At 66.7% G+C, this 26,178-nt stretch carries 30 protein-coding genes; 16 read left to right on the top strand and 14 right to left on the bottom strand.

Annotation, left to right across the window (positions count from 1 at the left end; all coding sequences use genetic code 11):
* Nucleotide 1: 1 nt before the first annotated feature.
* Genes ACIQ0W_RS05955 through ACIQ0W_RS05940 form a run of 4 tightly spaced genes read left to right on the top strand, consistent with a single transcriptional unit; the run spans nucleotide 2 to nucleotide 4,462 of the window.
* Nucleotides 2-883, top strand: a complete 882-nt coding sequence (locus ACIQ0W_RS05955; protein WP_304686172.1) for a branched-chain amino acid ABC transporter permease — start codon at nucleotides 2-4, stop codon at nucleotides 881-883.
* A complete protein-coding gene (locus ACIQ0W_RS05950; protein WP_304686171.1) occupies nucleotides 853-2,079 on the top strand; it encodes a substrate-binding protein in 1,227 nt (408 codons plus the stop codon). The genes ACIQ0W_RS05955 and ACIQ0W_RS05950 overlap by 31 nt, the downstream gene beginning before the upstream one ends.
* Entirely contained in the window at nucleotides 2,079-3,779 is a 1,701-nt protein-coding gene (locus ACIQ0W_RS05945) for an ATP-binding cassette domain-containing protein (protein ID WP_396641867.1), read from the top strand. Before ACIQ0W_RS05950 ends, ACIQ0W_RS05945 begins: the two co-directional genes overlap by 1 nt.
* Nucleotides 3,776-4,462 (top strand): ABC transporter ATP-binding protein, encoded by a 687-nt coding sequence (locus ACIQ0W_RS05940; protein WP_396641866.1) that lies wholly within the window; start codon nucleotides 3,776-3,778, stop codon nucleotides 4,460-4,462. Before ACIQ0W_RS05945 ends, ACIQ0W_RS05940 begins: the two co-directional genes overlap by 4 nt.
* A gap of 138 nt (nucleotides 4,463-4,600) precedes the next feature.
* On the opposite strand, the gene ACIQ0W_RS05935 is transcribed toward ACIQ0W_RS05940, so the two are convergent.
* Complete coding sequence (locus ACIQ0W_RS05935; RefSeq protein WP_396641865.1) at nucleotides 4,601-5,464, bottom strand: hypothetical protein; 864 nt, start codon at nucleotides 5,462-5,464, stop codon at nucleotides 4,601-4,603.
* A gap of 280 nt (nucleotides 5,465-5,744) precedes the next feature.
* Between ACIQ0W_RS05935 and ACIQ0W_RS05930 the strand changes: the two genes are divergently transcribed.
* The 3 genes from ACIQ0W_RS05930 to ACIQ0W_RS05920 all read left to right on the top strand — a co-directional run bounded on the left by ACIQ0W_RS05930 (nucleotide 5,745) and on the right by ACIQ0W_RS05920 (nucleotide 7,489).
* The gene (locus ACIQ0W_RS05930) at nucleotides 5,745-6,314 is read left to right on the top strand and encodes a dihydrofolate reductase family protein (protein WP_396641864.1); all 570 of its coding nucleotides are present in this window, start codon (nucleotides 5,745-5,747) and stop codon (nucleotides 6,312-6,314) included.
* Between the two features lie 606 nt (nucleotides 6,315-6,920).
* Entirely contained in the window at nucleotides 6,921-7,124 is a 204-nt protein-coding gene (locus ACIQ0W_RS05925) for a hypothetical protein (RefSeq protein ID WP_157811245.1), read from the top strand.
* Nucleotides 7,121-7,489, top strand: a complete 369-nt coding sequence (locus ACIQ0W_RS05920) for a type II toxin-antitoxin system death-on-curing family toxin (RefSeq protein WP_396641863.1) — start codon at nucleotides 7,121-7,123, stop codon at nucleotides 7,487-7,489. Before ACIQ0W_RS05925 ends, ACIQ0W_RS05920 begins: the two co-directional genes overlap by 4 nt.
* A 142-nt stretch (nucleotides 7,490-7,631) precedes the next feature.
* Here ACIQ0W_RS05920 and ACIQ0W_RS05915 read toward each other — a convergent pair whose 3' ends face one another.
* The 6 genes from ACIQ0W_RS05915 to ACIQ0W_RS05890 all read right to left on the bottom strand — a co-directional run bounded on the left by ACIQ0W_RS05915 (nucleotide 7,632) and on the right by ACIQ0W_RS05890 (nucleotide 13,691).
* On the bottom strand, nucleotides 7,632-7,766 hold the full coding sequence (locus ACIQ0W_RS05915; RefSeq protein ID WP_396641862.1) for a hypothetical protein: 135 nt from the start codon (nucleotides 7,764-7,766) through the stop codon (nucleotides 7,632-7,634).
* Nucleotides 7,767-7,923: 157 nt separating this feature from the next.
* Entirely contained in the window at nucleotides 7,924-8,193 is a 270-nt protein-coding gene (locus tag ACIQ0W_RS05910; RefSeq protein ID WP_396641861.1) for a hypothetical protein, read from the bottom strand.
* Between the two features lie 59 nt (nucleotides 8,194-8,252).
* Nucleotides 8,253-10,457, bottom strand: a complete 2,205-nt coding sequence (locus tag ACIQ0W_RS05905; RefSeq protein ID WP_396641860.1) for a glycosyl hydrolase — start codon at nucleotides 10,455-10,457, stop codon at nucleotides 8,253-8,255.
* 187 nt (nucleotides 10,458-10,644) lie between these two features.
* The gene (locus ACIQ0W_RS05900; RefSeq protein ID WP_396641859.1) at nucleotides 10,645-12,021 is read right to left on the bottom strand and encodes a pyridoxal phosphate-dependent decarboxylase family protein; all 1,377 of its coding nucleotides are present in this window, start codon (nucleotides 12,019-12,021) and stop codon (nucleotides 10,645-10,647) included.
* A 130-nt stretch (nucleotides 12,022-12,151) separates the two neighbouring features.
* Entirely contained in the window at nucleotides 12,152-12,592 is a 441-nt protein-coding gene (locus ACIQ0W_RS05895; RefSeq protein ID WP_396641858.1) for a hypothetical protein, read from the bottom strand.
* A gap of 151 nt (nucleotides 12,593-12,743) precedes the next feature.
* A complete protein-coding gene (locus tag ACIQ0W_RS05890; RefSeq protein ID WP_396641857.1) occupies nucleotides 12,744-13,691 on the bottom strand; it encodes a hypothetical protein in 948 nt (315 codons plus the stop codon).
* A gap of 216 nt (nucleotides 13,692-13,907) precedes the next feature.
* Here ACIQ0W_RS05890 and ACIQ0W_RS05885 point away from each other — a divergent pair, with 216 nt between their 5' ends.
* Nucleotides 13,908-15,578 (top strand): serine hydrolase, encoded by a 1,671-nt coding sequence (locus ACIQ0W_RS05885; RefSeq protein ID WP_396641856.1) that lies wholly within the window; start codon nucleotides 13,908-13,910, stop codon nucleotides 15,576-15,578.
* Between the two features lie 54 nt (nucleotides 15,579-15,632).
* Here ACIQ0W_RS05885 and ACIQ0W_RS05880 read toward each other — a convergent pair whose 3' ends face one another.
* The gene (locus ACIQ0W_RS05880) at nucleotides 15,633-15,935 is read right to left on the bottom strand and encodes a putative quinol monooxygenase (protein WP_396641855.1); all 303 of its coding nucleotides are present in this window, start codon (nucleotides 15,933-15,935) and stop codon (nucleotides 15,633-15,635) included.
* 154 nt (nucleotides 15,936-16,089) lie between these two features.
* On the opposite strand from ACIQ0W_RS05880, the gene ACIQ0W_RS05875 reads away from it, so the two are divergent.
* Nucleotides 16,090-16,659, top strand: coding sequence for a dihydrofolate reductase family protein (locus ACIQ0W_RS05875; protein ID WP_396641854.1), 570 nt, complete (start codon nucleotides 16,090-16,092; stop codon nucleotides 16,657-16,659).
* Between the two features lie 237 nt (nucleotides 16,660-16,896).
* Here ACIQ0W_RS05875 and ACIQ0W_RS05870 read toward each other — a convergent pair whose 3' ends face one another.
* Complete coding sequence (locus ACIQ0W_RS05870; RefSeq protein ID WP_396641893.1) at nucleotides 16,897-17,067, bottom strand: hypothetical protein; 171 nt, start codon at nucleotides 17,065-17,067, stop codon at nucleotides 16,897-16,899.
* Nucleotides 17,068-17,146: 79 nt separating this feature from the next.
* Here ACIQ0W_RS05870 and ACIQ0W_RS05865 point away from each other — a divergent pair, with 79 nt between their 5' ends.
* The 4 genes from ACIQ0W_RS05865 (at nucleotide 17,147) to ACIQ0W_RS05850 (ending at nucleotide 19,635) form a co-directional block, all read left to right on the top strand.
* Entirely contained in the window at nucleotides 17,147-17,950 is an 804-nt protein-coding gene (locus tag ACIQ0W_RS05865) for an alpha/beta fold hydrolase (RefSeq protein WP_396641853.1), read from the top strand.
* A gap of 103 nt (nucleotides 17,951-18,053) precedes the next feature.
* Nucleotides 18,054-18,920: a GyrI-like domain-containing protein gene (locus ACIQ0W_RS05860; protein ID WP_396641852.1), complete on the top strand. Its 867-nt coding sequence runs from the start codon at nucleotides 18,054-18,056 to the stop codon at nucleotides 18,918-18,920.
* A 120-nt stretch (nucleotides 18,921-19,040) separates the two neighbouring features.
* Nucleotides 19,041-19,229, top strand: a complete 189-nt coding sequence (locus tag ACIQ0W_RS05855) for a hypothetical protein (protein ID WP_396641851.1) — start codon at nucleotides 19,041-19,043, stop codon at nucleotides 19,227-19,229.
* 103 nt (nucleotides 19,230-19,332) lie between these two features.
* Nucleotides 19,333-19,635: a hypothetical protein gene (locus ACIQ0W_RS05850; RefSeq protein WP_396641850.1), complete on the top strand. Its 303-nt coding sequence runs from the start codon at nucleotides 19,333-19,335 to the stop codon at nucleotides 19,633-19,635.
* Here ACIQ0W_RS05850 and ACIQ0W_RS05845 read toward each other — a convergent pair.
* Nucleotides 19,632-19,964 carry a hypothetical protein gene (locus ACIQ0W_RS05845; RefSeq protein ID WP_396641849.1) on the bottom strand — a complete coding sequence of 111 codons (333 nt, stop codon included), beginning with the start codon at nucleotides 19,962-19,964 and terminating at the stop codon, nucleotides 19,632-19,634. The genes ACIQ0W_RS05850 and ACIQ0W_RS05845 overlap by 4 nt on opposite strands.
* Before the next feature lie 257 nt (nucleotides 19,965-20,221).
* On the opposite strand from ACIQ0W_RS05845, the gene ACIQ0W_RS05840 reads away from it, so the two are divergent.
* Together ACIQ0W_RS05840 and ACIQ0W_RS05835 are read left to right on the top strand one after the other, a co-directional pair.
* Nucleotides 20,222-20,434, top strand: a complete 213-nt coding sequence (locus tag ACIQ0W_RS05840; RefSeq protein WP_396641848.1) for a hypothetical protein — start codon at nucleotides 20,222-20,224, stop codon at nucleotides 20,432-20,434.
* Nucleotides 20,435-20,552: 118 nt separating this feature from the next.
* Entirely contained in the window at nucleotides 20,553-21,584 is a 1,032-nt protein-coding gene (locus ACIQ0W_RS05835) for a glycosyltransferase (protein WP_396641847.1), read from the top strand.
* Here the strand turns inward: ACIQ0W_RS05835 and ACIQ0W_RS05830 are convergent.
* Together ACIQ0W_RS05830 and ACIQ0W_RS05825 are read right to left on the bottom strand one after the other, a co-directional pair.
* Entirely contained in the window at nucleotides 21,566-22,171 is a 606-nt protein-coding gene (locus ACIQ0W_RS05830; RefSeq protein WP_396641846.1) for a dihydrofolate reductase family protein, read from the bottom strand. The genes ACIQ0W_RS05835 and ACIQ0W_RS05830 overlap by 19 nt on opposite strands.
* Before the next feature lie 92 nt (nucleotides 22,172-22,263).
* The gene (locus ACIQ0W_RS05825) at nucleotides 22,264-22,698 is read right to left on the bottom strand and encodes an ester cyclase (RefSeq protein ID WP_396641845.1); all 435 of its coding nucleotides are present in this window, start codon (nucleotides 22,696-22,698) and stop codon (nucleotides 22,264-22,266) included.
* Nucleotides 22,699-22,778: 80 nt separating this feature from the next.
* Between ACIQ0W_RS05825 and ACIQ0W_RS05820 the strand changes: the two genes are divergently transcribed.
* A complete protein-coding gene (locus ACIQ0W_RS05820) occupies nucleotides 22,779-23,408 on the top strand; it encodes a TetR/AcrR family transcriptional regulator (protein WP_396641844.1) in 630 nt (209 codons plus the stop codon).
* A gap of 47 nt (nucleotides 23,409-23,455) precedes the next feature.
* On the opposite strand, the gene ACIQ0W_RS05815 is transcribed toward ACIQ0W_RS05820, so the two are convergent.
* Nucleotides 23,456-23,989 carry a flavodoxin family protein gene (locus ACIQ0W_RS05815; protein ID WP_396641843.1) on the bottom strand — a complete coding sequence of 178 codons (534 nt, stop codon included), beginning with the start codon at nucleotides 23,987-23,989 and terminating at the stop codon, nucleotides 23,456-23,458.
* An 88-nt stretch (nucleotides 23,990-24,077) separates the two neighbouring features.
* On the bottom strand, nucleotides 24,078-26,048 hold the full coding sequence (locus tag ACIQ0W_RS05810; RefSeq protein WP_396641842.1) for an ABC1 kinase family protein: 1,971 nt from the start codon (nucleotides 26,046-26,048) through the stop codon (nucleotides 24,078-24,080).
* Between the last annotated feature and the right edge of the window lie 130 nt (nucleotides 26,049-26,178).

The raw sequence follows: 26,178 nt of genomic DNA, 5'->3' as shown, positions 1-26,178 counted from the left end.
GATGGAGCCCTTTGTCCTCTTCGCGCTGTCGGTCTTCACCGCCTTCGGCTTCTACGCCCTGCTCGCGTGGGGCCTCGGGCTCATCTTCGGGCAACTCAACGTTGTGAACGTGGCGCACGGCGACATGGCGATGGTCGGCGCCTACCTCATGGTCGTACTGACACCGGTCGCCTTCCCGCTGCGGCTGCTGCTTGCGGTCATCGGAGGTCTGGTCCTCGGCGCGCTCATCGAGCGAGGACTGCTCAGCCGACTGTACGAGCACGGGATGCTGGCCACCCTTCTCGCGATGTGGGGAACGGGCATCGTCCTGCGCCAGACCGCCGAGGCGATCTTCGGGCCCACACCGGCGTCCGTTCCGGCGCCCATCACCGGCACCGTGGAGGTCCTCGGGGTCGACTACCCGATCTTCCGTCTGGTCAGCGCGACCATCTCGCTCCTCATCCTCGCCGGCCTCGTCCTCGTGATGTACCGGACGAGCCTCGGGCTGCGGCTGCGCGCCTCCATCGACAACCGTGCGATGGCCGCCGGATTCGGCATCCCGACCGGGGCGATGGTCACCGGGACCTTCGCCGTCGGCACCGCGCTGGCGGTGCTCGCCGGTGCCTTGCAGAGCCCGATGCTGGGCATCACGCCGCAGGTCGGGGTGTCACTGCTGGCGCCCACCTTCTTCGCGGTGCTGCTGGGCCGTCCCGGCAGTATCGGCGGGCCGATCTTCGGCGCCTTCGTCGTCGCCGTGCTGGACATCGGGCTGCGCACAGTGCTCCCCGAGTCGGTTGCCGGCGTCGTCTTCTTCATCGCTCTCATCGTCCTGATCGCCCTGCAGCCGCAAGGCCCCAACTGGAGGTTCACACTATGGAAACCGCTTCAACGGCGCGTCGCCTGATCAGGCGCCGCGCAACCACCGGAATCGCAGCACTGGCCGTCGCCACGCTGGCACTCACCGCGTGCGGCGGGGGATCCTTCGGCGGCGGCGAGGGGGCTGGCGGTTCGGAGGACCGCGCCTTCCGTCTCGGCCTGGTCGCGCCGACGACCGGTGTCGCCTCACTCGAGGGCAACTCGCTGGTCGCCGGCGCCGAGCTCGCCATCGAGGCCGTGAACGCCGATGGCGGCGTGCTCGGACACCCGATCGAAGTCTTCGTCGTGGACGACAAGTCGGACGCCGCGACCTCGACGCAGGTGACGCAGCAGCTCATCCGCCAGAACGACGTGGACTATGTGCTCGGCACGATCGCCGGTGACACGTCCGTTGCCGCGGGATCGGTTGCGGCCGAGGCGGATGTGCCGTTCTCGACCGTCGTCAACGGCACCGTCGAGTTCTGCAGCCCGCACTTCTGGCCGTTCGGCGCCAGCGAGCGCATGATGGTCGAAGACCTGATCCCGAGCATGATCGAGCAGTACGGTCCGCGCGTCGGGCTGGTCGGCAACGACTACATCTTCCCGCGCACCTACCACTCGGTGGCGAGCGACATCATCGCCGAAAACGGTGGTGAGGTCGTCGCAGAGGAGTACAGCCCCCTGGGAACGGCCGACTGGCAGCCGGTGATCGGCAAGCTCGAAAACGCCGACCCCGACTGGATCCTGACGGCCGTCGTCGGTGGCGACGCGGTGTCGTTCATGACGCAGGCCGATCAGTTCGGGCTGCTCACCGACCGCGGAGTCACCGGCACCACGTCGCAGCAGGAATTCTACGGTGCCCTCGGCCCGATCCTGGAGGGTCGGACGACGGTGCTTCAGTACTCCGACCAGACGCCGGGCGCCGAGAACGAGGCGTTCGTCGAGGCCTACCGCGCGGAGCACGGTGACCAGGGATCGATCTCTGCCATCGCCGCGACCGCGTACGAAGCCGTGCGGTTCATTGCCGCGGCGGTCAACGAGGCCGGCGGCTACGACGCGGACGCGATCAGCGAGCAGATGTCGACCATCCGTCTGGACGGGCTGCTGGGCGACCTGGGCTTCCGCGAGGACAACCACTACGTGAGCAGCGACATGGTTCTCGTGCAGATCGACGAGGGCGGCGTCTACTCGACCGTCGAGGTGCTCGCCCCGATCGACGACACGACGGCGCGCACCTGCTCGTGATGCACTCCGTCGAACCGCGCCTGCGGCTGCGGCGAGCCCTCGGGTTCGCTGCAGCCGTGGGACTGCTCGGGCTCGCCCCGTTCTTCCTGCCCCCGTACCCTCTCGCCTTGTTGACCCTCGCGCTGGTCTACGGCCTGTTCGCCTTCGGGCTGGACATCGCGTGGGGGCGCGCAGGGATCGTGAGCATCGGCCACGCTGCGTTCTTCGGGCTCGGTGCCTACGGCTGGGCCATTGCTGAACGTGGCGGACTGCCCGGCGTCGTCGGCGCGGTGGGCGGCATCCTGGTCGCCGCCGGCGTTGCGGTCGTCATCGGACTCGCCGGCCTCGGACGCCGCGCATTGCCCTCGACGATGGCGATCCTCACCCTCGCGCTGACGCTGCTGTTCGAGCAGCTCGCGCGCACGTGGTCGGATCTGACGAACGGCAGCAACGGTATCGTCGTGCGCTCCCGCGGGTTGATCCCCGACTACTACATCACCGCCGCGCTGGTGGTGCTGATCGTCGCCGTGGTCTGGCTCTTCGTGCTCCGCGGGCGCCTCGGTCGCCGAGCACTCGCCGTCAATCTCAATCCAGACCGCGCCGCCCACCTGGGCATCGACGTCCGCGGTACGCGGCTGTCGGCGCTGGTCGTCAGCGCGGCCGTTGCCGCGGCGGCGGGTGCGATCGCCGCCCCCGTGATGGGCCTCGTCTCACCATCGGCCGGTGGCATCATGCTCTCCACGCAGGTTCTTGTGTGGCTGGCCGTCGGTGGCCGCGGCACGCTCATCGGCGCCTTCGCCGGGGCTGTCATCGTCACGATGGGTCAGCAGTACCTGGGCGAGGCGATCGGCTCGTGGTACCTGCTCGTACTGGGCGTCATCTTCCTCATCGTCGTGCGGTTCGCCCCGGGGGGCCTCGTCGGCCTCGTGCGTCGCGTCATCCGCATCCCGGCCTTCCGTTCGGCGAGGCAGGATGCGCGGGTATCCGGCCCCATGCTCCGGCGGACGCTGCCTGCCAAGGCGGAGTACGCCGTGGAGGCTCGCGACATCAGCAAGTCCTTCGGCGCGACGAAAGTGCTGCTGGGTGTGGACCTCAGGGTTCCGGCGGGGGAGGTTCTCTGCCTCATCGGGCCGAACGGCGCCGGCAAGACGACGCTGCTCAACATCGTCGCCGGAGACGTCGCCCCGACCACCGGAACGGTGGCGATCTTCGATGCGGATGCGACGAACTGGCGCATCCATCGCCGGGCACTCGCGGGAATGGGCAAGGTGTTCCAGATCCCAAGCGTCTTCACCGAGCTGTCCCCGGCCGACAATGTCCGCCTGGCACGCAGCGAAGCCCTCCAGGCGCGCGCGCTTCCTGAAGCGCTCGCCCGGTTCGAACGCGACGACGCCCGGTCGGCCGCCGAGTTGCCGCTCGCGGATCGCCGGTCGCTCGAACTCGCAATGGTGCTGGTGTGGGGTCCAGAGGTCGTCATCCTGGACGAGCCAGCCGCGGGGCTGTCGCACGAGGAGTCCGTCGCATTGGCGCGGCTGCTGCGCAGCGTCGCGACCGAGACCGGGGCGACGCTCGTGATCATCGAGCATGACATGGACATCGTCCGTGAACTCGCGGACCGCGTCGTGGTGCTCGCGAACGGACGCTTCCTCGCGGAGGGGACCATGGAAGAGATCGCGGCGCGAGACGACGTGAAGGATGCGTACTTGGGAGCAGCGACGTGATCGAGGTGAATGCACTTTCGGCCGGCTACGACGGAGTCGCTGTCGTTCCGCGCCTGGAGCTGGTCATCGCCGCCGGGGAACTTGTTGCGTTCCTGGGCCGCAACGGCATGGGTAAGACCACGGTGATGCGCACGCTGGCCGGCCAGCTGCCGTCGATCGACGGGGGAGTGGTCCTGGATGGGCTGTCCCTTCGCCCGGGGCGCGCAGATCTCGCGGCGCGCGCCGGCCTGTCATTCCTGCCGGACGACCGGGGCGTCTTTCCCCGCCTGACGGTCGCAGAGAACCTCGCCCTGGCGCGGCGGCGCGGCTACGAGCCGCCGGTGGATGTCACCGCTCTGTTTCCCGTGATCCGTGAGCGCATGAACGTCAACGCGGGTGACCTCTCGGGAGGGCAGAAGCAGCAGGTCGGTCTCGCGCGTGCGATCCTGGCGGGGGAAAAGTCGATCCTGGTCGACGAGTTCTCCCAAGGCCTGCAGCCGTCGCTCGTACGCGACGTGCTCGCAGCGTTCCGGGAGCTCGCCAGCGCGGGAGTCGCCATCATCCTCGTCGACCAATCGCCGCAGCCGCTCGTGGAATTCGCGACACGCGTCCTGGCGATGGAGAAGGGCGCGATCGTGCTCGATTCACCAGCCGCCGTCGTGCGCGAAGAACCCCAGCGGCTGCTCGACTTCCTCGTCGTCTGAGGAGGTCCCGCTCAGGGCTCGGGCTTGAGGCGACTCCTGAAGCCGGAGACGATCCGAGCTGCCGAGGGCCTCTGATCGCGATCAGCCACGGATCGGACGTCGCCTGGCGGGGGACGAAGCCCTACTGGGGCGTGCGGTTCACCGGCCGATCGGTGGGCGCCAGGTGCGTATGGCCTCCATGATCCAGAAGGTCGCGAAGCAAGCGACTTCGTACGCCTCCAGAGCGAAAACAACGTACGGCCACTGCCATAACGCAACTGCAATCAGGACGCCGGCGCCCATGAGAACGACAAGAAAACGGTACCGGCGTCCGTCTCGAGCGATGACTTCAGGCTCCGCGAGCCAATTGTGGCTGGCCACGGCCAAGGCCATGCCGACGAAAAGCAGGATCGCCGCAGATAGATGCACCCATTGGAAGGAGTCGTTGAAGAACCCCGTAACCACGATGAGCACGAAGAAGGCGGCAAGGAGCAGGTACGTAATACCTACGATCCATTTGGTTCGACGACCTTTCAGCAGCCCAGGGAACCTGAAATGGTCCGTTCGCGACTCGGCAAAAATGAAAAGAGCGGACACGAGAATCACCGATGCCGTAGAGATGCGCACGGCAGTGAGGGCTTCCGCGCGTTCCTCTGGTCCCAGAGTCGCGAGAGTCTCAGCGAGATCAGTCGGCACGAAGGCCACGAAGAACGCAAAGAACCCCGCGAGATTGAGGGCGTAATCCTCGATTGCCGAGGAGCCGCGGTACACGACCAGGCACACCGCGATGCCCACAAGGGTCGCAACGAAGACATCCCGAATCGGTCCCAGGTAGTAGGCACTTATCGAGCCCTGGACGGAATCAGCGATCGCGACCATGATGACGGCGACCAAGAGAAGCGCCATGAGAGCGATCAGCATCAGCCGGAGGTGCCGATAGGTCTCGCGCGCGATCACGTCGCTCGCGGCGACCCCCACCCGTTCGGTGCCGCGGCTCGCTTCGTCCTTGCCGTACGTAGACATATGAGGAATCCCCTCGTCCCGGCCACGCGCCCGCACCTTTGCACGGCGATCATGTGTGCCACACCATACCGCTCACGCCCTGCGACAGATAGTGGTGGGAGTAACGCGGCGCCGGCCGTTCGGTACTGCGCAGATTGCGGAACAAGGTCGCGATGTCTTCCCAAGGGAGCGGGCCTTCGGGCAAGATTCCAACGGGAGGCGACTGATCGCGCTACGTCAGCGCGTTCACGTCGCCGGATGCGCGGAATCATCCGCCCGCGCATCACGAAGGAGACAGGTCATGAGACCACTTCGGTACGCCATCAACGTCACTCTCGACGGCTGCGTCCACCACGAGGCAGGCGTTGCTCCCGACGAGGAGCTGATGCAGTACTGGACCGATGGGATGAAGCGGGCCGATGCTCAGCTCTACGGCCGCGTGACCTACGAGATGATGCAGTCGACGTGGCGACGGCCGACCTCGGGGGAGTGGCCCGACTGGATGAGCGCCTGGGAGATTCCGTTCGCGGACGCCATCGACCGGGCGAAGAAGTACGTCGTGTCGAGCACATTGCGCGGGGTCGACTGGAACGCAGAACTGGTCACCGGCGATCTGCGGCGTGAGGTCGAACGGCTCAAAGAGCAGCCGGGTGCAGGCTTGTCGGTGGGCGGTGTGACGCTGCCTCTCGCCCTGGCAGATCTGGGGCTGATCGACGAGTACGAGTTCGTTGTGCACCCGGTGCTGGCCGGGCATGGGCCGACCTTGCTCGCGGGTCTGCGCGAGCGCATCCGGCTCGAACTCATCGACCGTCGCGAGTTCTCGTCGGGAGCCGTCGCGATGCGATACCGCCCTCGGAAGGAGCGCACATGAGCGAGCCACACGGGATCACCCCAGCGATTCCGCCGCCAATGATCCACTTCTTCCGTCCACCAGGTGCGGGTGACGAAGCGGCAGGGGCGGCTCCGACGCCCGGCGGGGGAGGTGCGAATGATGAGGGGGACGACGTAGGCGGCGGAGGCGTCGAAGACGGCGCCAGTTCCCGACTGTCAGGCGGCCTTCGAGCTCGCCCGCACGACCGGCTGCATCCTTCGCTACGAACGTCGGTTCCTTTCCCCGGTGTTCTCATAGCGGTTGTTCACCGGGCAGCAGAACGCCCCTTGGCGAGGAGCGCGAAGACGAGCACACCAACTGCAACGAGAGTAACGACCATTGCCGCGCCCATGACGGTTGCATCGAGGGGGAGCATTGCGCATCCCGCCGACGTATCTTCGTACTCGCAACTGCGCCAGGGCTGAAAGAAGTAAACGACGGCGACTATCGCCCCCGCGAGTGCGACGAGCGCACTCCCGCCAACCAACCACCCGTGCACCTTTGGGCCCATGGTCCGAGCCTACGAGGCGCCATTCGGCAACTCGCGCCGACTGGCAGGTACCTGCTGGTACCTTGAATCAACAACTGTCGAACTCGGAGGCCCGAATGGCAATGAACTTGCGACTCGACGCCGCACACGAAGAACTCCTCGAGGCACTCGCCGCACAGGAGCGGCGCACCAAGACCGAGATCGTCAAGCTCGCGATAGAGGAGCGTGCCGCTCGCGCGGACAAGAGCGCGCGGACGAGGGCGATTTTCCAGCGAATTCGGGACGAGGACGCAGCTCTCCTAGACGCTCTCTCTCAATGACGGACTACCTCGAGCCGGTCGATGTCGAGGACCTCATTGCCTCGATGGGCTTCCATTTGCGTGACAGGAATCTGTTGCTGTCGGCGCTCGCCGCACCGCTGCCCGTGTTCGGCGAGGAGGTTTACGCGAGCGCCCATAGCAAGGCTGCGGCGCTCATGATCGCGATCAACCGCGACCACCCTCTGGCGGACGGTAACAAGCGGCTGTCGTGGATCGTAGCCAAGGCCTTCCTGGCGCTCAATGGGGAGCATCTTGCCGCCGATTCGGTTCGTGAAGGGGACGAGTTCATTCGCGCGGTCGCTGGCAACCAGATCAAGCTTGACGAAGCCGTGGGTTGGATCGAGGCCCACTCAACGCGGCTCTAGAAGGACACTTCTCGGTTCCGTACCTAGCGACTTCACGCTGCTCACTCCTACACTCGAGGACTTCGCGGATCTGCGGCTCCACATGAAATCGGGGGGCGACCTGAACGCGCCGCTCGCGTCTGTCGCGGCGACGAGAGAACCGTCAGTACGCCTGCTGGATCGCCGCCACGACCGCGCCCACATCGTTGTTCGCTGTGAAGACCCCGTTGATGTCGGACGCGAAGCCCTGGTTCATGATGATCACGAACGCGAGGTTGCGGCCGCTCTCGGCCTCCATCACGCCGCCGAGTGCCTTGGTGTTGATGCGGAAGCGATCGTTCGCGTCAACGGGTCTCCCATCCGCGGCCCACGATGGCGGCTTAGCGCTCGGCGATCGCCGCGGACCGCGCGTCGTCAGACATGGAACGCGGGCGACGAGCGTTCGCGCAGGCGACCTACCAGATCGTGCCGCCGCCGATCGAGATGCCGCCCCACGTCAGCGCGATGAAGATCGCGGCGAAGACGACGGGGGCGATGCCCTTGCCGCTGCGGGCCAGTCCCTTCAAGAGGGCGATCACGCCGAGAATCGCGGCGACGACGGAGAGACCGCCGCCCAGGATCAGGCCGATGAACAGCGGGATGGGCATGAGCACAAGGCCGGCCAACGCGATCCAGAAGGCAGCCCAGGCGGTCGGATTGGAACGGCGTTCGACGGAATATGACATGCGTCGATTATGGACGACTTCGCGCTACCGATCGGGACTAAGACAGGCGCGCTCCCACCTCAGCCGTTGATGCTGCCCGTGATCACGAGGTCAGCCAACTCCACCGTCGCCGTCGGGGTGGGGGAGTAGGGGTACACGCGGATGCGCACTTCCTTTCCCTCGAGCGACAGCCCGGTGACGTTGAAAGTGCTCAGCGTCGGTCGTTGCGTCGTGATGGGCTGCGACAGTACCGTCGTCGCCACTCCGTCGACCACGGCGACGATGAGCAGCCCGCGGACGGTTGCATCCCCGCCGCGCGCCGCCTTGAGTTGGATGGATTCCACCGAGACGGTCTCACCCGCAACAGATGGGGTGATCGTGGTCTCGACGTACGCCGCGTCGGAGCTCGGGGTCTTCGCGGACGGATTCGTCTGCAGCACCTTGCGCTTGTAGGCCGGGCTGAAATCTGCGTACAGAGGGGCGGACGAGAACCGGGCGCCCGTGATCGGCGTCACCGTGGCTCCCTGGCCGACCGTGGCGGGCGCCGCGCTGCTCAGGGCGAATGACGCGAGAGTCTGCAGCTGGTTCTTGACCGGGTTGGCCGCCGGTTCGGCGGGGGCGACGGTAGGTGCTGGCGCAGCCGGCGGTGCCGGAGCGACGTTCGATGCGGGGGCAGCAGACGCCGCTGTGACTCGACCGGTGATCACGAGGTCGGCGAGCTCGACCGTCGCGGTCGAGACGGGCGAGAACGGGTAGATGCGGATGCGCACATCCTTACCCTTCAGCGATAGGCCGCTCATGGTGAAGGTGCTCAGCATCGGCCGCTGCGTCGCGATGGGCTTGGAGAGCAGCGTGGTGGTCACCCCGTCGACGTGGGCGACGATCCGCAGTCCGCGGTTGGTTGCGTCCCCGCCGCGCGCTGCTTTGAGCTGGATCGATTCCACCGTGACGGTCTGTCCTGCGACGGATGGCGTGATCGCGGTCTCGACGTACGCCGCGCTGGAGCTGGCGGTCTTCGTGGTCGGGTTCATCTGCATCACAGCCCGCTTGTATGCCGGGGCGAAGTCGCCGTACCGCGGACCGGTCGCGAAGCCGGTGCCCTTGATGGGTGACACCGTGACGCCCTGGCCGGTTGCGGCGGGCGCCGCACTATTCAGAGGGAACGAGGCGAGGGTCTGCGACTGGCTGCCGACCGGGTTCGCCGCCGGCGGCTTGACCACAGGCGCCGCCGGGGCTGGAGCCTGCGTCGCGTACAGGTTGCGGATCGCCTGGACTGCCGGCTTCTCGCGCGTGACCGTTCCGTTCTGATCGTTCGCGAAGATGCCGAAGTGCGCCTCGAACTTGTTCGAGGACTTACGGGAATGGATGTCTTCGTCGGCGTAGACGAACGCGTGCGTGATCCACGGGTAGTCGGTCTGCAGGAACTTGAGGACGCCGGTGAGTCGAACCGCTTGACCCGCTTCGGTCTGACTTGAGCGACCCGATGCCGCGCTCCCGTTGCCTTTCGCGCCGGGAGGGGTGGTCGTGCCGAACTCGGTGAGCCACACCATCGAGCCCCAGTGACCGTGCTTCTTCATGATGCTTTCGAGGTACGCGTACCTTTCGTGGCTGCCCTGGGCGTCATAGTTGTGGAAGCTGACGCCGTCGGACGCCGACGCGTAGCCGGCCGCATACACTTCGCTCAGCCAGGACTTCCAGTTGGACACGTAGACGTTCTCGCTGGCGCCGATGATCTTGTATCCCGGATCGACGGACTTCAGCTTGGGGTATGCGTTCTTGGCTGCACCCGCGTAGGCCGCCCCAGACACCTGCCGGTTGCTCTCGTTCGGGTGCTCGAACACGACTTCATTGGGCTTGAGCGCGTACTTGGTTTTGACGTACTGGGCGAGCTCCCGAACGAAATCCCCATACCGTTCTTGCTCTGTCGCGTTCAGAGGCACCCGCTTGAGCAGCACTGCCTCGCGGAATGACGCGCGGATCAGAACCTTCATCCCCGCCTTACGGATGGGACCCAGATACTTGTCGACCTCGTCCCGCCACTTGCCGTCACCGTTGAATCCCACCCGCGCCCAGGTGTCGGGCGACATGCGGGCCAGCGTGTTGTAGTGCGCTTGCGCGGGTGGACCTGACAGGGCCTCACCGTTCAAGGAGAACCCGAGCTTGGGGAGAGGATTCGGGTTCGCCACAGCGGTTTCAGGCGACAGGGCGGTGATCGCCTTCGGACCGCTTTCGGAGGCATACGCCGTGGGTGCTACGACGACGGCGGCGACCACGACGGCAGTCACAGCCGCGAGCGAAATTCTCATCGTCCTGGCCAGGAAAAGGAGTATCGTCATGGGGGGGCGGGTCCTCCGTGTATCAGGGCGCCGCGGCTGCAGCACACCCCTTGACATTATGTAGTTGATGCTCTATCGCGCTGTCGGTACTTCGGCCTACAGACAAACGGGCAGTTGTGGATTACACTCTTCGTTTTCAATCCACGACAGCGTTAGCGCGACGCACCGCCTCGATGCCGCGGTGCACGTCCCGCTCGCTCGTCTGCCAGTTCGAGACCGATAGCCGCAGCACGGCTCTGCCATGCCACTCGGATCCCGACATCCACACCTCGCCGTCCGCGAGGATCGCGTCCGTCACCGCTCGTGTTCGCTCGTCGTGCTCGAACGCGATCGCCACCTGGGTGAAGACGACCTCGTTGAGAATGCGCGCACCGGGAATCGCCGCGATCCCCTCGGCGAGCTGCCGCGCTCGAAGGCTCAATCGATCGACGAGGTCTGCAACGCCTGAGCGCCCGAGGGCTAGCAGCGTCGCCCACACCGGAACGCCACGAGCGCGCCGGGACATTTCGGGTACATATTCGTAGGGGTTTCCTCCACCGTCATCGAAGTGGGCGAGATACGGCGCGTGCATCGACATTGCGGCACGGTGAGCTGCTCGATCTCGCACGATCACCACCCCGCTGTCGTGAGGAACATTGAGAGTCTTGTGAGCATCGGTCGCCCAGGAGTCGGCGAGCTCGACTCCCCGTGTCAGGTGGCGCAGCGCCGGCGAGGCCGCGCCCCAGAGCCCGAACGCCCCGTCCACGTGCACCCATGCACCGTGGCGGTGGGCAGCGGGGATGAGCGCATCGAAGGGGTCGCTGTCGCCGGAGTGAATGTTGCCCGCTTGGAGGAGCACGATCGTTGGTTGCCCGGGGGCGGCTTCGAGAGCAGCCTCGAGCGCTGCGGGCAGCATCCGTCCCTGATCATCGACGGCGACGAGTTCCGGCCGGGGCAGGCCGGCGTACCGCACGGCTTGCAGAGCCGATGTGTGCACCTCTGCGCCTGCGAGGACTCGGATGCGCGGACCATCCGCGAGCCCACGGTCTTCGTCCCACCCCGCGCGACGGAGCAGGGCGCTGCGGCCGACCATGATCCCAGTCAGGTTTGCGGTCGTCGCGCCGGTGACGAATGCCACGGATGCGTCACCGGGCAATCCGAGCAGGTCGAGCAGCCAACGACCCGCGACCCGCTCGGTGGCGCTGACACCGGGCGTGGGCGAGAGCATTCCGGCATTCTGATCCCACGAAGACACGAGCCAGTCCGCCGCAATCGCGACGGGATGCGCTCCGCCGATGACGAACCCGAAGAAGCGCCCGGAGCCGTGCGCCGCCAGACCCGGTTCGATTGCTCGTGCGAGTTCGTCGATGACGACGGCCGCTTCGGTCGGACCGTCGGGCAGCGTACCGAGATGAGTCTCGATCTCCGCCATCCCGACCCGTGCGGTGATCGCTCTCGTGCCGAGCGAACCGATCCACTCGAGAGAATGCGCGTGGGCACGATCCAGGGCCGCCTGATACTCGAAGTCACTCATACCCCGAAGCCTGGCGCCGCGGACGGGCGACCGTAAGGCCCGTTCGGGTCATCCTGACGATGCGCGGAGGACCCCCTCCGCCGCGCCGACCAGTATGTAGAGCGGCGTCATCGGAACCTCGGTCCTGGTTCTACTCTCGGCCCGCCGCCTTGCGGATGTGCTCCGCGATCGTCCGCTCCGTCTCGGGCGTCAGCGTGATGATGGCGAACGAGGTGACCCACAGGTCGCCATCGTCGAGCTGCGCCGCTTCCTCGAACCCGAGCGTCGCGTAGCGCGTGGTGAACTTCGAGGCGGCCTTGAAGAACACCACGATCTTTCCCGCGTCGTCGGCATACGCGGGAAAGCCGTACCAGGTCTTCGGCATGAGGTGCGGGGCGACCTGCGACACGATGCGGTCGATTCCCTCGGCGAGAACCCGGTCGTCGTCGGGCATCGCGGCGATGGCCTCGCGAACCGCCTTCTCGCCGGCGGCGCGGGACTTGCCCGCCTTCTCTTGCGCGCGCAGTTCGGCGGCGCGCTGTTTGACGGCTTCACGCTCATCCTTCGACAGCCCGGCGGTCTTCTCAGCCATGCTCACTCCTGTTCGATCTCGGATTGGGTCCAGCGCCCACGATCACGCTACGACGCGCCATCCGCCAGCGCTTCTCGAATCCTGATCAGTTGCTGCGCTCGTGCTGTTGCGCGGCCGCTTTCGACGCGGCTCCCGCTCCCGGCGCGGCGGCTCAGCGCGCGGTGGGCTTCCCATCCGCAGCCCACGCGACACCCAGGGCGAACAGCGTCGAAACGCCGTACTGCTCCATCGCCGCCGCAACGCGCCGCCGACCCGTTCGCGGATTGATGCCCAGACGGCGAGACGCCGCGTCGAGAGTGATGCCCTGCTTCATGAGGACCAGAAGCGGCGCCCACGGCTCCTCCAACCCGCCGACGGGCTCGGCACGTCGCCAGAGTTCGAGAAACAGGCAGCGCCCCAGCTCGGCGAGAGATGCGCTCCGCACCCCGACCACACTCGCCGGCCACCCCTCGCCCCATTCGATCGGCAAGGCGAGCACCTCGCCGTCGATCCAGAACCAGCTCGGCAGGTCGTCGAGAAGACGGAACTCCACCCCGACGGCCGCGTAGCGCTCGGCGATCGCCACCAGGCGGGGGTTGTCGGCCATCGAACGCGGGACGAGTGCTCGCACCGAGCGACGGCCCGCGAACACCTCCGCGAAACGGCTGGCGCGTGTGGGGTCGGTCTGCAAGAAACGTTCGAGATCGGGAAGTACCGCCCAGGCCGTGTCGCTCTGCTCCCGTGCAATGTCGTACCAGAGGTCTTCCGCCGCCTGCGGACCGTGCCTCACGAACACGGGGACGATGTCACCGGATGCCTCGCCCACGGCCCAGTGGCGCAGCAGAGCCGGCATATCTGCAACGAGCGCCTCGATTCGCGCAGCCGCTTCGTCCGCCGACTGGCGCATCGCACGCACCTCGCGTTTGACGGCGACGGACGTCCACTTCGCGGGCGTCGCGTACGCGATCATGCCATCGCGCACCGAGATTGCGTCTGTCTGTGCCAGCCGCGCCACGGCGTCGGCGGTCTCGCCCTCATCCGCGTGGGCGGTGGTGGCGAGCTCCGCCACCGTCTCGGGGCGGCTGCGATAGATCAGTTCGAGCAGGGCTTTATCTTCCATATCCACCTTCGGCGGGGCGCGTGTGCACACCATCATGGCGCATGTGACCGCATCCGGACGTCCTCTTGAGGTCGTGACCGGAAGCGGAGGTTGTCGTGTCCGGTTCCGTCCACTCACACTGACAGAGGGGGATCGGGGCCCATGGCTTCGTAAGTGGACGTAGGGAGCCATGGGTCCGCCACCACACACTCGACGGGAGCCAGCCACATGAACGGTATGAGCAGCAGCACGAGCACGAGCATCGTCCGCGTCTTCGCCGTCTCGACGGTGGCAGCACTCGCGCTGGGAATCACGGGGTGTACCTTCGCGTCGGACGACGACAAGGCGTCCGCAAGCGCGCTGGCCGTCGCCCTCGGGCAGGCACCCAGCCAGGACGTCGTCGAGCTCTACACGGATCGCGACACGGCGGTGTCGGTCGCCGTCGAGGCGCTTCCCGAGTTCATCGAGAAGGCGCTCGAGCAGACGGGTGTGCCCGGCGCGGCAGTCGCCGTGGTCTCGAACGGCGAGGTCGTGTTCGAAGAGGCATACGGCGTGCGGGACATGACGACGAACGAGACCGTTGACGTCGATACCGTGTTCCAGATCGCGTCTTTGTCGAAGCCCCTGTCATCCAGCATCGTGGCCAAGGCGATCACGGAAGACGCCGATCTGTCTTGGGAAGATCCGGTGATCGAGTACCTGCCCGACTTCGCGCTCAACGATCCGTACGTGACCGAGCACGCGAAGATCGCCGACTTCTTCTCGCACCGCACGGGCATCCCGACCGGTGGCGGCGACGAACTCGAAGACATCGGCTTCGATGTCGACTACATCATGGCCCACATGGATCAGATCCCTTTGGCGTCGTTCCGGGACACGTACCAGTACTCCAACTTCGGGCTCACGGTGGGTGGCGAGGCGGTCGCCGCGTCGCGCGGGCAGACCTGGGCCGATACGGCGCACGAGCTGCTGTTCGAGCCGCTCGGAATGACGTCGACCACCACCATCCACGACGAATACCTCGCCGCGGAGGATCGCGCAGCGATGCACGCACGCACCGGCGATGGTCAGTATGAGCAGCTTTTCGACCGCGACGCGGATGCCGAGGCTCCCGCCGGCGGTGTCGCCTCCACCGCCGGTGACATCGCGAAGTGGATGAACATGGTGCTGGCGAATGGCGAGGTCGACGGCGCGGAGTTCATCGACCCGCTCGTGCTCGCGAAGACCTATTCCGCCCATTCGATCACCGGCGGCGATGCCCAGAACCTGACGTCGCGCACCTCGCACTACGGCTTCGGCATGAACGTCGGTTCGACCGTGACCGGCCGCGTGAACATCAACCACTCCGGAGCATTCGGGTGGGGCACCGCCACGAACGCGACCATGATCCCCGACCTGAACGTCGGCATCGTCGTGCTCACGAACGGAGCGCCGTCGGGAGTACCTGAGGCGATCGCTTCGGAGTTCGTCGACCTCATCGAGTTCGGGGAAGAGACGCGACCCTGGCTCGAGCTCTGGCCCCAGCGGTTCGCCGGCTTCGCCGACCCCGCGGGCGACCTCGTCGGCGAGAATCCTCCCACGGGGGCCGCGGCCGCGGGACCTGCCGCCGACTACGTCGGGACGTACACGAGCCCGTACTTCGGCGACTTCGTCGTGACAGACGAGAACGGCACTCTCACGGGTGCGCTCGGTCCCGAGGGCGGTTACACGTTCGAAATCGATCCGTGGGACGGCGACACGATGTCGTTCGTTCCGACCGGTGAGAACGCACTGCCGGGGTCGCTCTCGTCGGCGGTCTTCGTCCGCGAGGGTGGTCAGATCACCGGGGTCACCCTGACGTACTTCAACAAGTTCCCCGGCGAGCACCAGGAGCCGAACGGGCTCGGCGTCTTCACCCGGGCCGGCTGAAGCCCCGCGGATTCGGAGTCCGGGTTCGCTCCTGACGTGGGGAAACGGCGGTGCTCAATCCCGCAGCGGCGAGCCCACGACCTCGAATTGGAAGCCCCCGAACGTGCCTGCGAGCATCGGCCGCGCCTCGGCGATCGAGGCCTGAACCTCTGGCAGCGCGAGCGATCGACGGTGGGCGTCAGCGCTTTCCCACAACTCGATCACGTAGACGGTGTCGGAATCGTCTGTGTTCGTGCCGACCTCGTAGGCGAGGCACCCGACCTCCTCGAGGGCGCTGCTTCTCCGCGTCAGGTGAGCGACGAGAGCGTCCCGCTTGCCGGGGACAGCGCCGAGGGAACCAGCATTCGCAAAGACCATGAATCGAATGATACTGACGGGTCTGCGTCGGCCTCTGCGTGGATCGGGCATCCCTCCTCGCTCAGAATTGGTGCCGGGCATAGATTGAGACCGTCCGAAGCGACGTGCCGTGGCGTGCCTTGCCGTGCTTGCTTGTATCGAGGGAGTGCAACAGATGAGACCACTGCGGTACGCGATCAATGTCACGCTCGACGGCTGTGTTCATCACGAGGCGGGGGTCGCACCCGACGACGAGTCGATGCATTACTGGGTCACAGAGATGCAACGAGCGGATGCGCTCCTCTTCGGCCGGGTGACCTACGAGATGATGGAGGCCGCGTGGCGGCGGCCGACCACGGGCGGGTGGCCCGACTGGATGCAAGAGTGGGAAGTCCCGTTCGCTGAAACCATCGACCGGGCGAAGAAGCACGTTGTGTCGAGCACGCTGAGCGGGGTCGACTGGAACGCCGAGCTGCTGCCGGGCGACCTGGCGGAAGCGGTTGCGCGACTGAAACAGCAGCCCGGAAAGGGCCTGTTCGTGGGCGGCGTGACGCTGCCGCTGGCGTTGGCCGATCGGGGACTGATCGACGAGTACCTGTTCCTCGTCCAGCCCGTCCTCGCCGGACACGGGCCGACGCTGCTCGCCGGTCTGCGCGAGCGCATCGCTCTCGAGCTCGTGGACCGCCACGAGTTCCGCTCCGGTGCGATCGCGGTGCGATATCGGCCCGCGCGAGCAACGGAATGACGGGCCCGCAACCGTCGCGAGCGGGCCTGATCGCCGCGCTGGCCTCGCGCGTTGGTATGCGGAGCGTCATCCGACGGTGAGATTGATCTGCACGCACATCGCGCCGGCGCGGGCGATCATCAGAACGACACCCAGAATTGCCAGCGGGTGGGAGGTGGCTAGTGTCGAGTAGACACTGCCCCCTGAACTGGCCCCGTCAAGGGACACGGCCGCAATCGTCCCGTTGGCCCGGAAGCGTCAGTCCGCGTGCTCGGCGTGGTCTTCGGTGTCGGGCTTCGCCCGGAGAACGTCGGCGATGTCTTCCTCGGGCCGGGGCGGAACCGTCTCGTCCTCGACGATCTCGGGAACGCTCGGCTCGTCCGGAGCCGGGATGCTCTCGGCGGAAGAATCCTGATTCTCCATAGTCACGGCGGGCTCCTTCGGTTGGCGGCCTTCCCCAGGGTAAGCCGACCTTGTCGGCGTCGGCGGCTCGTGGTTGGGTGACGGCATGGAGACGACAACTTCCGCGGACGGGACGGTCATCGCTTTCGATCAGATCGGCGAGGGACCGCCGGTCGTCATCGTCGGCGGTGCGTTCTCGACGGCAGCCGACGGTGGAGCGCTCGCCGCAGCTCTCGTCGAGGTCGGCTTCCGGGCGGTCACGCTCGACCGACGCGGCCGCGGAGCGAGCGGCGACAAGCGCGGGTCGACCCCGGAGGACGAGGCCGACGACGTCGCCGCGGTGATCGCGGCGATCGGCGGCGACGCGTTCGTCCTCGGCCACTCGTCCGGGGCCATCCTCGCCCTGTTCGCAGCCTCGCGGGGGGCTTCGATCCGTGCACTTTTTCTCTCCGAACCACCGTTCCACTTCGACATCGGCGATCCGGAACCCCCGCTCGCGGACCGCCTTCAGCGGCTCGTCGATGAGGGGCAGAGCGACGAGGCAGTCGTGACCTTCCAGCTCGAGGGCGTAGGCCTGCCCCGCGAGATGGTCGAGTCCATCCGCCAAAGCGCGATGTTCGCGGGACTCGTCGCTATCGCGCAGTCGACCGTCTACGACGCGCGCCTGGCGGCGGAACTCTCCACGCCGACGCCCGAGATGCTGGCGGTGTCGCAGCAGGTGACGATCCTGCGCGGTGCGCAGACGTTCCCCATTCTCATCACCGCCGCCGATCGTCTCGCCGAAGAGATGGATGGCGCGGAGCTGGTGATCGTGCCCGAATCGGTCATGCACAGACTCGACCCCACGGCGACGGCTCGTATCATGCGGCGGGCCCGTCCTGACAGGGAAGATCACCCGCGCCCAGCTTGAGGAAGTCGACCACGGGTCTCGTGCAGACCCGACCGAATCGGTCTTCAACGATCGGGCACCGACGCGCGGGGACGAGCATGCTGGACGTCGTAAGGGGGAAGCCATGATCGCCGTTCTCAATCGCGTCATCGAGCACATCGAGCAGCACCTCGATGACGAGATGGACGTGGCCTCGCTGGCGACCCGTCTCGGCACGACGGAGTACCACCTTCGACGGATGTTCTCGTCGTTGGCGGGCATGCCGCTGTCGGAGTACGTCCGGCGTCGCCGCATGTCGGTCGCGGCGGCGGACGTGCTCGGTGACGGTGACCTGTTGGGCATCGCGGTTCGATACGGCTACGGCTCAACCGAGGCGTTCGGCCGGGCTTTCCGGGCAGTCCACGGTGTGGGTCCGAGCGACGTGCGTCGCGATGGCGGCCCCCTTCGCAGCCAACCGCAGCTCAGGTTTCGCCTGACCGTAGAAGGGAATTCCACGATGGACACCCGCATTGCCGACCGGCCCGGCTTCCGCCTCATCGGCCACTCCGCTCGCGTGCCGTTGATTCACGAGGGCATCAACCCGCACATCCAGGCTCACGTCGCCTCGCTGCCCGCGGAGGAGCACGCTCGGCTCAAAGCGCTGGGCGACACCGACCCCGCGGGATTGCTCCAAGTGAGCGCGGACGTGGATCCGGACTACACCGAGGGAACGGACCTGACCTACCTGCACGGTGTCGCCATCGCGGACACCACAGCGGTGCCCGCGGATCTCGACACCATCGACGTTCCGGCCGGAAGCTGGGCGGTTTTCCGGACAACAGGTGCGTACCCCGAGGCGCTGCAGGAGATGTGGGCGGCAACCGCAACCGGCTGGTTCCCCTCCAACCCCTGGAGACTCCGCCCCGGTCCCTCGATCGTCGCCGTGCTGGACCGCGCCGACGACTTCAGTACTGCAACCTGCGAGTTGTGGCTGCCCGTCGAGCGCGAATGAACTCGACACACTCGATGCCTGGCGTGCGGTGATCTGGCGTCCGGAAGGGGATTGATCCTCCAAACAGACGCTCCTACGCTCTCGGGATGCGGGCGGTGGAACGACCCGCGACCCTTCACGATGGCCGTCGAATCCATCACCGCAGATGGGTCTCACGCGGTCGTCCGTGTGAAGGTTCTCTACTCCGAACCCGAGCAGGAGTACGTCGACCTGTGGGAGCTCGACGTCGCTGAGGACGGGCGCGTCGAGCGTTTCGTCGAGCGGGCGTACTGCCCGGGCAGGCCGTTCAGCCCGTCATCTCGCGACTAGCTACTCGCTCGCTCGTCGTCAAGCCCCGCGCCGAATCCGCCGGTGTGGTCCACGGTGAATCTGTTGGATCCGCGACGATGCGGATGCACCTAGGGAGGGGCAGATGCCTACCGAATGTCCGGGCGCCGAGGCGCGCAACCCGGAACTCGTCTGGGTCGGTCACGGCGCGTGGGTCGCCAGGGATCCAGATCTGTCGGACGACGACGCGCGGCGGGTCATCGCCTACATTGAGCACCGAGATCACCGCGTCGATGTCGTGTGGGTGCGCGAGCGTCGCGACGTGAGTAACTTCGAGACTCTGCGCGACGCGCTGGATGAGGTGGCACGATCGTGCGGCGAGCACGAACAAGCATCCGTGGTGCGTGCGTCGCCGGGCGACGGCTCGCGCTCCGCAATCCTCACCTAGTAGTCGTCAGCATCCGCCCAGCCCGTGGGCTCTCGTTCCGTCTCGGTTCGCGCGACCGAATTCAGAGCGACCGTGAGGCGTTTCAGATCCGTAACCGCCCCTTCGTCGATCAGCTCGTCGAATTCGCTGTCTATGTCTACCGCGACGATCTGGCTGGCGGGGCCGACCAGAAACGTCGCCGTACCCCGAGACCCGTCCTCGTGCAGAATCGGTATCCCGACGGTCTGCGACGCATCCGCATTGGCCAGACCCTCGCTCAGCTCCAGTAGTGCGAGGGCGATGTCATCGCCCGTCATGTAGTCGCCCCCGGCGTAGCTGATCACCTTCATACGTGCATTTATACGCGCCGAGAGAGCTTCTGGGGCGGGCCTTGCTCAAACGAAGATCGCGCGCTAGACACGCGCCGGAGGCCGACCCCCTGAGTCGGGGATTCGAGACACTTCGCTCGCGCCAACACCCGTTTGTCAACCCCCCAGACCCGAACCCGGTCCGGTGACAAGCTCGCTTTCCTTCAAGATGGGGGTGCATCAGCAGCTCGTCATCGGCGCAAGACGCTCGTCGAGACTCTCGAACGTGAAGGTGGCATATGAAACGCATTGACGTGCTCTACAACGGGAGCCTGTTCAGCATCGGCGGACGAGAGCTCGCCGATATCCAATCTGAGGTTGCGTCTTTTCGCGGCGCAGGCGGATGGCTCCTCGTGAACGACGGTGAGGGCGCTCGGCGGGAGGCGTACCTCTGGCTGGATGCGGGAGTGCCCATCGCACTCGTTCCCATCCCCGGTGACGATGGCGACTGAGGCCGCCATGCGCATCGAGCGTGCGTTTCGTGGGCAGGCCCCGAGGTCAGGCCCCTCCGGCTCTGCACGTCACGCCGTTCGCGGTGACCGTTCTCGTGGAGGGGATGGGTTATCGAGCGTGGACGAACGAGCGCCAGGAGACTGCGGATTCGGGCCGAGTCACCTGCCGGACATCGAGGCGGAATACGTCCTGCCGATCCTGCGACGGGGTCGCGAGGACGAGCAAGAACTGCTGAGGTACATCCACTGGCTCAGCAGAAGAGTGGATGTGACGGTCGTCGACGCGTCGGATGGTCCGCTCTTCACCGCCCTGCACCAGGCTCTCCCCGCCGGGGTGCAGCACCGTGCCCCGCACTACGCCGGCCTCAACGGCAAAGCGAGAGGAGTCATGACGGGCCTCGATGTCGCACGGTGGGAGCACGTCATCATCGCGGATGACGACGTGCGCTACGACGACGAGAGCCTGCATGCTGTGCTGGGTCGGCTGGATCGGGCGGACCTGGTGCGCCCGCAGAACATCTACACCGCGCATCCGTGGCACGCACGATGGGACACGGCACGGATGTTGGTCGGTCGCGCGCTGGGCGGCGACTTCGGCGGAACCCTCGGCATCCGTCGCTCCGCTGTTCAGGATGCGGGCGGGTACGACACGGATGTGCTGTTCGAGAACCTGGAACTCGAGCGGACGATTCGCGCTGCGGGTGGGCAGGTGGTCGTGGCGCGAGACATCTTCGTCCCGCGAATTCCCCCCACGAGCCGCCACTTCCGGGGTCAGCGTGTCAGGCAGGCCTACGACGACTTCGCGCAGCCCGCGCGCCTGATGGTGGAGCTCGCGATCCTGCCGCTGTTCGCGTTCGCCCTGGCGCGGAAAGCGCGATCGTCGCTGTTGGCGTTCGGGCTGATGCCGATCGCGATCGCAGAGTTCGGTCGTCGTCGGGATGGCGGCGCAACGCGGTTCCCGGCCGACACAATCCTCTGGACACCGTTCTGGATGCTCGAGCGCGCCGTGACTGTGTGGTTCGCGTTCGCCGCGCGTTTGCGGGGTGGGGTGGTCTATGCCGGGCGGAGAGTGCCTCGTGCGGCGACGCCGCGGAGGGTGTTGCGTCTGAAGCATGGTGCCGGGTGGCGCGCTCAGCCCGTGCGCACGTAACGGATGTGCGTCGCGAGCGGCGAGTGCAAGACCTCGGCGGGCTCGAAGGCGAAGGCATCCGTCCCATCGAAGATTCGCTCCCCGGACCCGAGCAGAACGGGCGCGATATCCAGGGTCAGCTCGTCGACGACACCGGCCGCCAGCGCCTGCCGAACGGTCGACGCTCCGCCGGCGATATGAATACCGTCGTCACCGGCCGTCTCTCGAGCCCGCGCGTATGCGGCGTCGAAGCCGTCCGTGACGAAGTGGAAGGTCGTTCCACCCTCCATCTCGATCGACGGTCGCGGGTGGTGCGTGAGCACGAAAACCGGTGCGTGATACGGCGGATCCGCGCCCCACCATCCGCGCCAGTCCTCGTCCCATTCACCGCGGATCGGCCCGAACATGTTGCGGCCCATCACGTACGCACCGCGCGGACGACCCAGCCAGGCGCTCGCGGTTGCATCGGCTGCGTTGGCTCGCGCGTCACCGAGGTGCCACCGGTGCAACGCGAGTCCGCCCCTGCCGAGGGGGTTGTCGAGGCTCTGGTCCGGCCCGGCGATGTATCCGTCGAGCGAGATCGAGACGTGGCAGGTGGTGTCAGGCATCCGGGACCCTTCGAGGTTGATCGCGATCGCGCTGACCGGAATCTACCCGAGAGGGGACGCTGACGACAGGACCGGATGCGTCCCCAAACGCATCACGGTACGGTCAGCCGACCGAGACGCATGAGGATCGCGAACCGGTCGGGTACGCCCCAATGCTCGACGATGCGCCCATCCCCCACCCGGGCCACGTCGATGACGGTGAAGTGAACCGGCTTTCCGGTGGGCGGACCGAAGAACGGGCCCGTGTTCGTTGCAGTTCCTTCAGCGCGGATCCACACGATGTCGTCGTGTTCGGCCCAGTCCTCGATCGTGAAGGTCAGATCAGGCATGCCGCGATGCACATCGGCGATGCCCTGCTTGATCTTCGCGATCGCGTCGGCGCCTGTGCCGGCGAGGCCGAACTGATGCTCGATCATCTCCGGCGCGCACAACTCGTCGACGATGTCCTGGTTGCCGCCGGCAAACCCCTCGTGCAGCATCCGCTCGAGAACGCGCACTGCCGGCGAGCCGGCCCCTCCATCATTCATGACGATCCTCTCGTTAGATGCACTAATAATGCACTGAGCGCAGTGACGCTGCATTCAACGCAGTCGTTAGTCTGGACCTCGTGGACCCGACCGTCAAGACCCCCGCGCTGTCGTACCGACAGTCGCAAGCGGAATCGACGCGGCTGCGCATCGCGGAGGCCGCCCAGCGACTGTTTGCACGGGACGGTTACGCGGCGACGAGCATGACCGCGATAGCGGAGAGTGCCGGGGTGGGCAACAGGACCGTCTACGCCGCGTTCGGCGCGAAGCGCGAGATCCTGAATCTGATCTGCGAAATCTGGCTCGAGCGGGCTGGTGCCCGATCTCTGGCCCGGGAAATCCTCGCCGATCCGGATCCCCTCCGGCGGCTGCGCGGCGCCGCCCGGTGGCTGAGCACCCTCTACGCGACCGACTTCGACGTGGTGCGCATATTGGACTCCGCTATAGACGAGGATGCGGAGACGCGCGAGGTCCTTCGCGCGAAGCTGCGTGGCCGCAACCGTGTCATGGACGCGCTGATCGCCTCAGTCGAGAAGGATCTATCGATGTCGCTCGCCGACGCGCAGGCTGTCTTCCGCGCCTACGCCGCCGGCGGGGTCTTCGGCGAACTCGTCATGGACTCGGGCTGGTCGCCGGAACGGTTCGAGCGGTGGCTCGCCGACACGCTCGTTGCCCAACTGTTCGCCTCGAGCGCTGACCGAGTCGTGTAGCGAAGCGGAGGACCTGCCGAAACCCGGACGCGCAGGCCGCGGAACACTCAGCCCCGGTCGGATCGCACCGGCAGCAGGGTCAGCGCCCACTCCCGGGCGCGCTGCTGCTCGCCCGGCAGCAACCGGCTGCCCGAATCGACGAGGAATGCTTCGTGCGTGGCAATCCGGGCATCGAGCTTGCCGAGCAATCGCCCGATGGCTGCGGAGGCGTCGCCCGCGAAGATACGCGGCGTGTCGGCGCGCGTCGAGTAGGCCGCGAATCGGGGCTTCGGCTCGGAGAAGGTCACGTCTTGGAGCCACTCCCGGACACCGGATTGCAGGGCCCCCGGTTCGAGCGTCAGATCCTTGTGAGGGTCATCGGCCCATTTCGCTCCCTCGGTTCGGGACGAGGGTCGGGGAAGGCTGTGCGCGTGCGTCGGGGCACCGATGACGACCAGGTCGAAGCCGGTCACATCAGCGGGCGCTTCCGCCGCGGATGCCTCGGTGACCTCATCGCCGGACGCCCGGAGCGTCTGGGCGATCGTTTCCGCGATCAGCCGGGTGTTGCCGAAGAGCGATTCGTACACGATCAGGGTGTTCATGGTCCTTCCTTCCGTTGCCATCGCTCTCAGCCTCCACCGTCCGGGACGTCTCTGTGGGGGCCGAACGTCCCGTCGAACAGGCGCCCGGTCAGCGCGCGCGTCGGAGCGCCGCGCGGAGGCTGCGCAGCAGCAGCAGAAGTCCGCCGAGCGCCATGACGCTGCCGACGAAAGCGAACGCCGGCACGTCGTCCGTGAGCATCGGACCGCCCTCGTCGACGCTCAGGATGATGCCCGCGATCACCAGCGCGATGCCGATCGCGGTCATCGTCACGCGACCGAGGAGGCTGTCGACCCAGGAGCGTTCCTCTTCGCTCTCGAACGTGCGCAGACGCACCGATAGCGTGCCGTCGTCGAGTGATTGCGTCAGATTCTCGAGTCGTCGCGGGAGTCTGCGCGACTGCTCGATGAGGAGAGCAGACCACGTTTGCGCGGTCAGCAGCGCCTTGGTGGGCGAGAGCAGCGACTGCGCCAACCGCGGCGCGATGTGCAGCGCGCGCCCGACCATGTCGTAGCCCGGAACGAGCTTGCGCAGCGTGCCCTCGAGCGAGGCGAGCGTGCGGAAGACGAGAAGAAGCGACGGTGGCAGAGCCATCCGGTTGCGTCGCAAGACGTCGAGCAAGAGGCGGAAGACGTTCTCGTCCGCTCGGGAGTTGTGTAGGCGCGTGAGGATGACACCGATGTCGCGCTGCAACGCCACCGCGTCGAACTCGCCATCCGGCCGGCCGCACATCAACAGTGCGACGTCGGTGACCGCGACGTCGTCCTCGTTCGCCATCCCCACCAGCATCGGCACGAGCAGTCGCCGCATGCTGCTCTCCACGATGCCCACCGCCCCGAAGTCGATCAGGGTGATCGTGGTCGCATCGTCCCCGTCGCGGTCGTCGTCGAGGATGAGGTTGCCCGGGTGCAGATCCGCGTGGAAGATCCCGCGAACCACGATCTGGTCGATCACCGCGTCGACCAGACCATCGGCGATCTCGACCGCCAAGTCGTCCGGGAGCATCCCGGGCCGGAGGCGGCTGAAGGGGGTGCCCTTCACGAGCTCCTGCACGATCATCCGGTCGGTGCAGTGCTCGCGGAAGAGTCGAGGAATGCGCAGGTGCGAATCGCGCGAGCCGGCGATCGCCGCGCGCAACATCTCGCTGTTGGCGACCTCGGTTCGGTAGTCGAGCTCTTCGCGCAGGCCGCGTGCGAACTCGGTGAACAGGGCGTGCAGACCGTAGTCCTTGGCCCAGTCCGTGCGCGCCTCGGCGTCCGACGCGAGCCGCTCCAGGATGTCGAGATCGGTCGTGACCTGCGCACGTGCTCTGGGTCGCTGGATCTTGACCACGACGTCCTCGCCGCTCCGCAGACGCGCGACGTGGACCTGCGCCACGGATGCCGCGGCCAGGGGCACGGGGTCGATCTCGGCGAAAACCTGCTCGATGGGCGCACCGAGCTGATCGATGATGGCCGCCTGGGCCTCTGGCCAGGGGATCGGCGACGAGTCCATCTGGAGGGTCGAGAGCGCGTCGATCAGAGCCGGCGGCAGAACGTCCTCACGGGACGAGAGCACCTGACCGAGTTTGACGAATGTCACCCCTGCCTCGTTCATCGCCGAGACGAGTGCCGTGGGCAACTCCGCGTCCCCGCGGCGTCGACGCTCGTAGAACGTCAGGCCATGGCGTGAACCGATCGTCACGATCTGCGCATAGCGCCGTGCTCGGTCGCGACGGCGGATGGCGTCCCGCACGACTCGGATCGGATTGCGCCATCCGTGCGAGGGCCACAGGAACTCGAGCGTGAGCACGGCGATCACGACCGCGGCGAACATCCAGCCGACGGTGAGCGCGACGAACGCGATCGCCACTCCTCCGGACGCGACGAATCGTCCGTCCGAGTAGACGTCGGCCTCCTTCAGCGTCCAGATGGCGACCGGCGACGCGAGAAGAAAGACGGCGAGGGCGGTGAGGAAAGTGCGCACCCATCCCACCTCGACATCAAGCAGGCGACGGACGATCCACGTCGCGATAAGCGAGAAGACCACGACGATGATGGTGAAGAGGAGCCAGCTCGGCATGAGCTGATTCTGTCAGCGGGACAGGCCGCAGACGTGCGGACACGGCGCTCCCGGCGCCCGAGAGTGGCTCGCGCGACGCGAATGGCGGGTGTGAGACATCCACACCCGCCATTCGCGACGATTCAGTACA

The sequence above is a fragment of the Microbacterium sp. genome (genome assembly GCF_044340635.1).
GTDB lineage: Bacteria > Actinomycetota > Actinomycetes > Actinomycetales > Microbacteriaceae > Microbacterium.
The sequence above is the reverse complement of the archived record's forward strand: the minus strand, read 5'-3'. Positions and strand labels throughout refer to the sequence as shown.

Bases quoted from the DNA above. Each gene is read 5' to 3' on its own strand.
- ACIQ0W_RS05955 (WP_304686172.1), top strand. From the start codon at position 2: ATGGAGCCCTTTGTCCTCTTCGCGCTGTCGGTCTTCACCGCCTTCGGC.
- ACIQ0W_RS05950 (WP_304686171.1), top strand. From the start codon at position 853: ATGGAAACCGCTTCAACGGCGCGTCGCCTGATCAGGCGCCGCGCAACC.
- ACIQ0W_RS05945 (WP_396641867.1), top strand. From the start codon at position 2,079: ATGCACTCCGTCGAACCGCGCCTGCGGCTGCGGCGAGCCCTCGGGTTC.
- ACIQ0W_RS05935 (WP_396641865.1), bottom strand. From the start codon at position 5,464: ATGTCTACGTACGGCAAGGACGAAGCGAGCCGCGGCACCGAACGGGTG.
- ACIQ0W_RS05930 (WP_396641864.1), top strand. From the start codon at position 5,745: ATGAGACCACTTCGGTACGCCATCAACGTCACTCTCGACGGCTGCGTC.
- ACIQ0W_RS05925 (WP_157811245.1), top strand. From the start codon at position 6,921: ATGGCAATGAACTTGCGACTCGACGCCGCACACGAAGAACTCCTCGAG.
- ACIQ0W_RS05920 (WP_396641863.1), top strand. From the start codon at position 7,121: ATGACGGACTACCTCGAGCCGGTCGATGTCGAGGACCTCATTGCCTCG.
- ACIQ0W_RS05915 (WP_396641862.1), bottom strand. From the start codon at position 7,766: ATGGAGGCCGAGAGCGGCCGCAACCTCGCGTTCGTGATCATCATGAAC.
- ACIQ0W_RS05910 (WP_396641861.1), bottom strand. From the start codon at position 8,193: ATGTCATATTCCGTCGAACGCCGTTCCAATCCGACCGCCTGGGCTGCC.
- ACIQ0W_RS05900 (WP_396641859.1), bottom strand. From the start codon at position 12,021: ATGAGTGACTTCGAGTATCAGGCGGCCCTGGATCGTGCCCACGCGCAT.
- ACIQ0W_RS05895 (WP_396641858.1), bottom strand. From the start codon at position 12,592: ATGGCTGAGAAGACCGCCGGGCTGTCGAAGGATGAGCGTGAAGCCGTC.
- ACIQ0W_RS05890 (WP_396641857.1), bottom strand. From the start codon at position 13,691: ATGGAAGATAAAGCCCTGCTCGAACTGATCTATCGCAGCCGCCCCGAG.
- ACIQ0W_RS05885 (WP_396641856.1), top strand. From the start codon at position 13,908: ATGAGCAGCAGCACGAGCACGAGCATCGTCCGCGTCTTCGCCGTCTCG.
- ACIQ0W_RS05880 (WP_396641855.1), bottom strand. From the start codon at position 15,935: ATGGTCTTTGCGAATGCTGGTTCCCTCGGCGCTGTCCCCGGCAAGCGG.
- ACIQ0W_RS05875 (WP_396641854.1), top strand. From the start codon at position 16,090: ATGAGACCACTGCGGTACGCGATCAATGTCACGCTCGACGGCTGTGTT.
- ACIQ0W_RS05865 (WP_396641853.1), top strand. From the start codon at position 17,147: ATGGAGACGACAACTTCCGCGGACGGGACGGTCATCGCTTTCGATCAG.
- ACIQ0W_RS05860 (WP_396641852.1), top strand. From the start codon at position 18,054: ATGATCGCCGTTCTCAATCGCGTCATCGAGCACATCGAGCAGCACCTC.
- ACIQ0W_RS05855 (WP_396641851.1), top strand. From the start codon at position 19,041: ATGGCCGTCGAATCCATCACCGCAGATGGGTCTCACGCGGTCGTCCGT.
- ACIQ0W_RS05850 (WP_396641850.1), top strand. From the start codon at position 19,333: ATGCCTACCGAATGTCCGGGCGCCGAGGCGCGCAACCCGGAACTCGTC.
- ACIQ0W_RS05845 (WP_396641849.1), bottom strand. From the start codon at position 19,964: ATGAAGGTGATCAGCTACGCCGGGGGCGACTACATGACGGGCGATGAC.
- ACIQ0W_RS05840 (WP_396641848.1), top strand. From the start codon at position 20,222: ATGAAACGCATTGACGTGCTCTACAACGGGAGCCTGTTCAGCATCGGC.
- ACIQ0W_RS05830 (WP_396641846.1), bottom strand. From the start codon at position 22,171: ATGCCTGACACCACCTGCCACGTCTCGATCTCGCTCGACGGATACATC.
- ACIQ0W_RS05825 (WP_396641845.1), bottom strand. From the start codon at position 22,698: ATGAATGATGGAGGGGCCGGCTCGCCGGCAGTGCGCGTTCTCGAGCGG.
- ACIQ0W_RS05815 (WP_396641843.1), bottom strand. From the start codon at position 23,989: ATGAACACCCTGATCGTGTACGAATCGCTCTTCGGCAACACCCGGCTG.
- ACIQ0W_RS05810 (WP_396641842.1), bottom strand. From the start codon at position 26,048: ATGCCGAGCTGGCTCCTCTTCACCATCATCGTCGTGGTCTTCTCGCTT.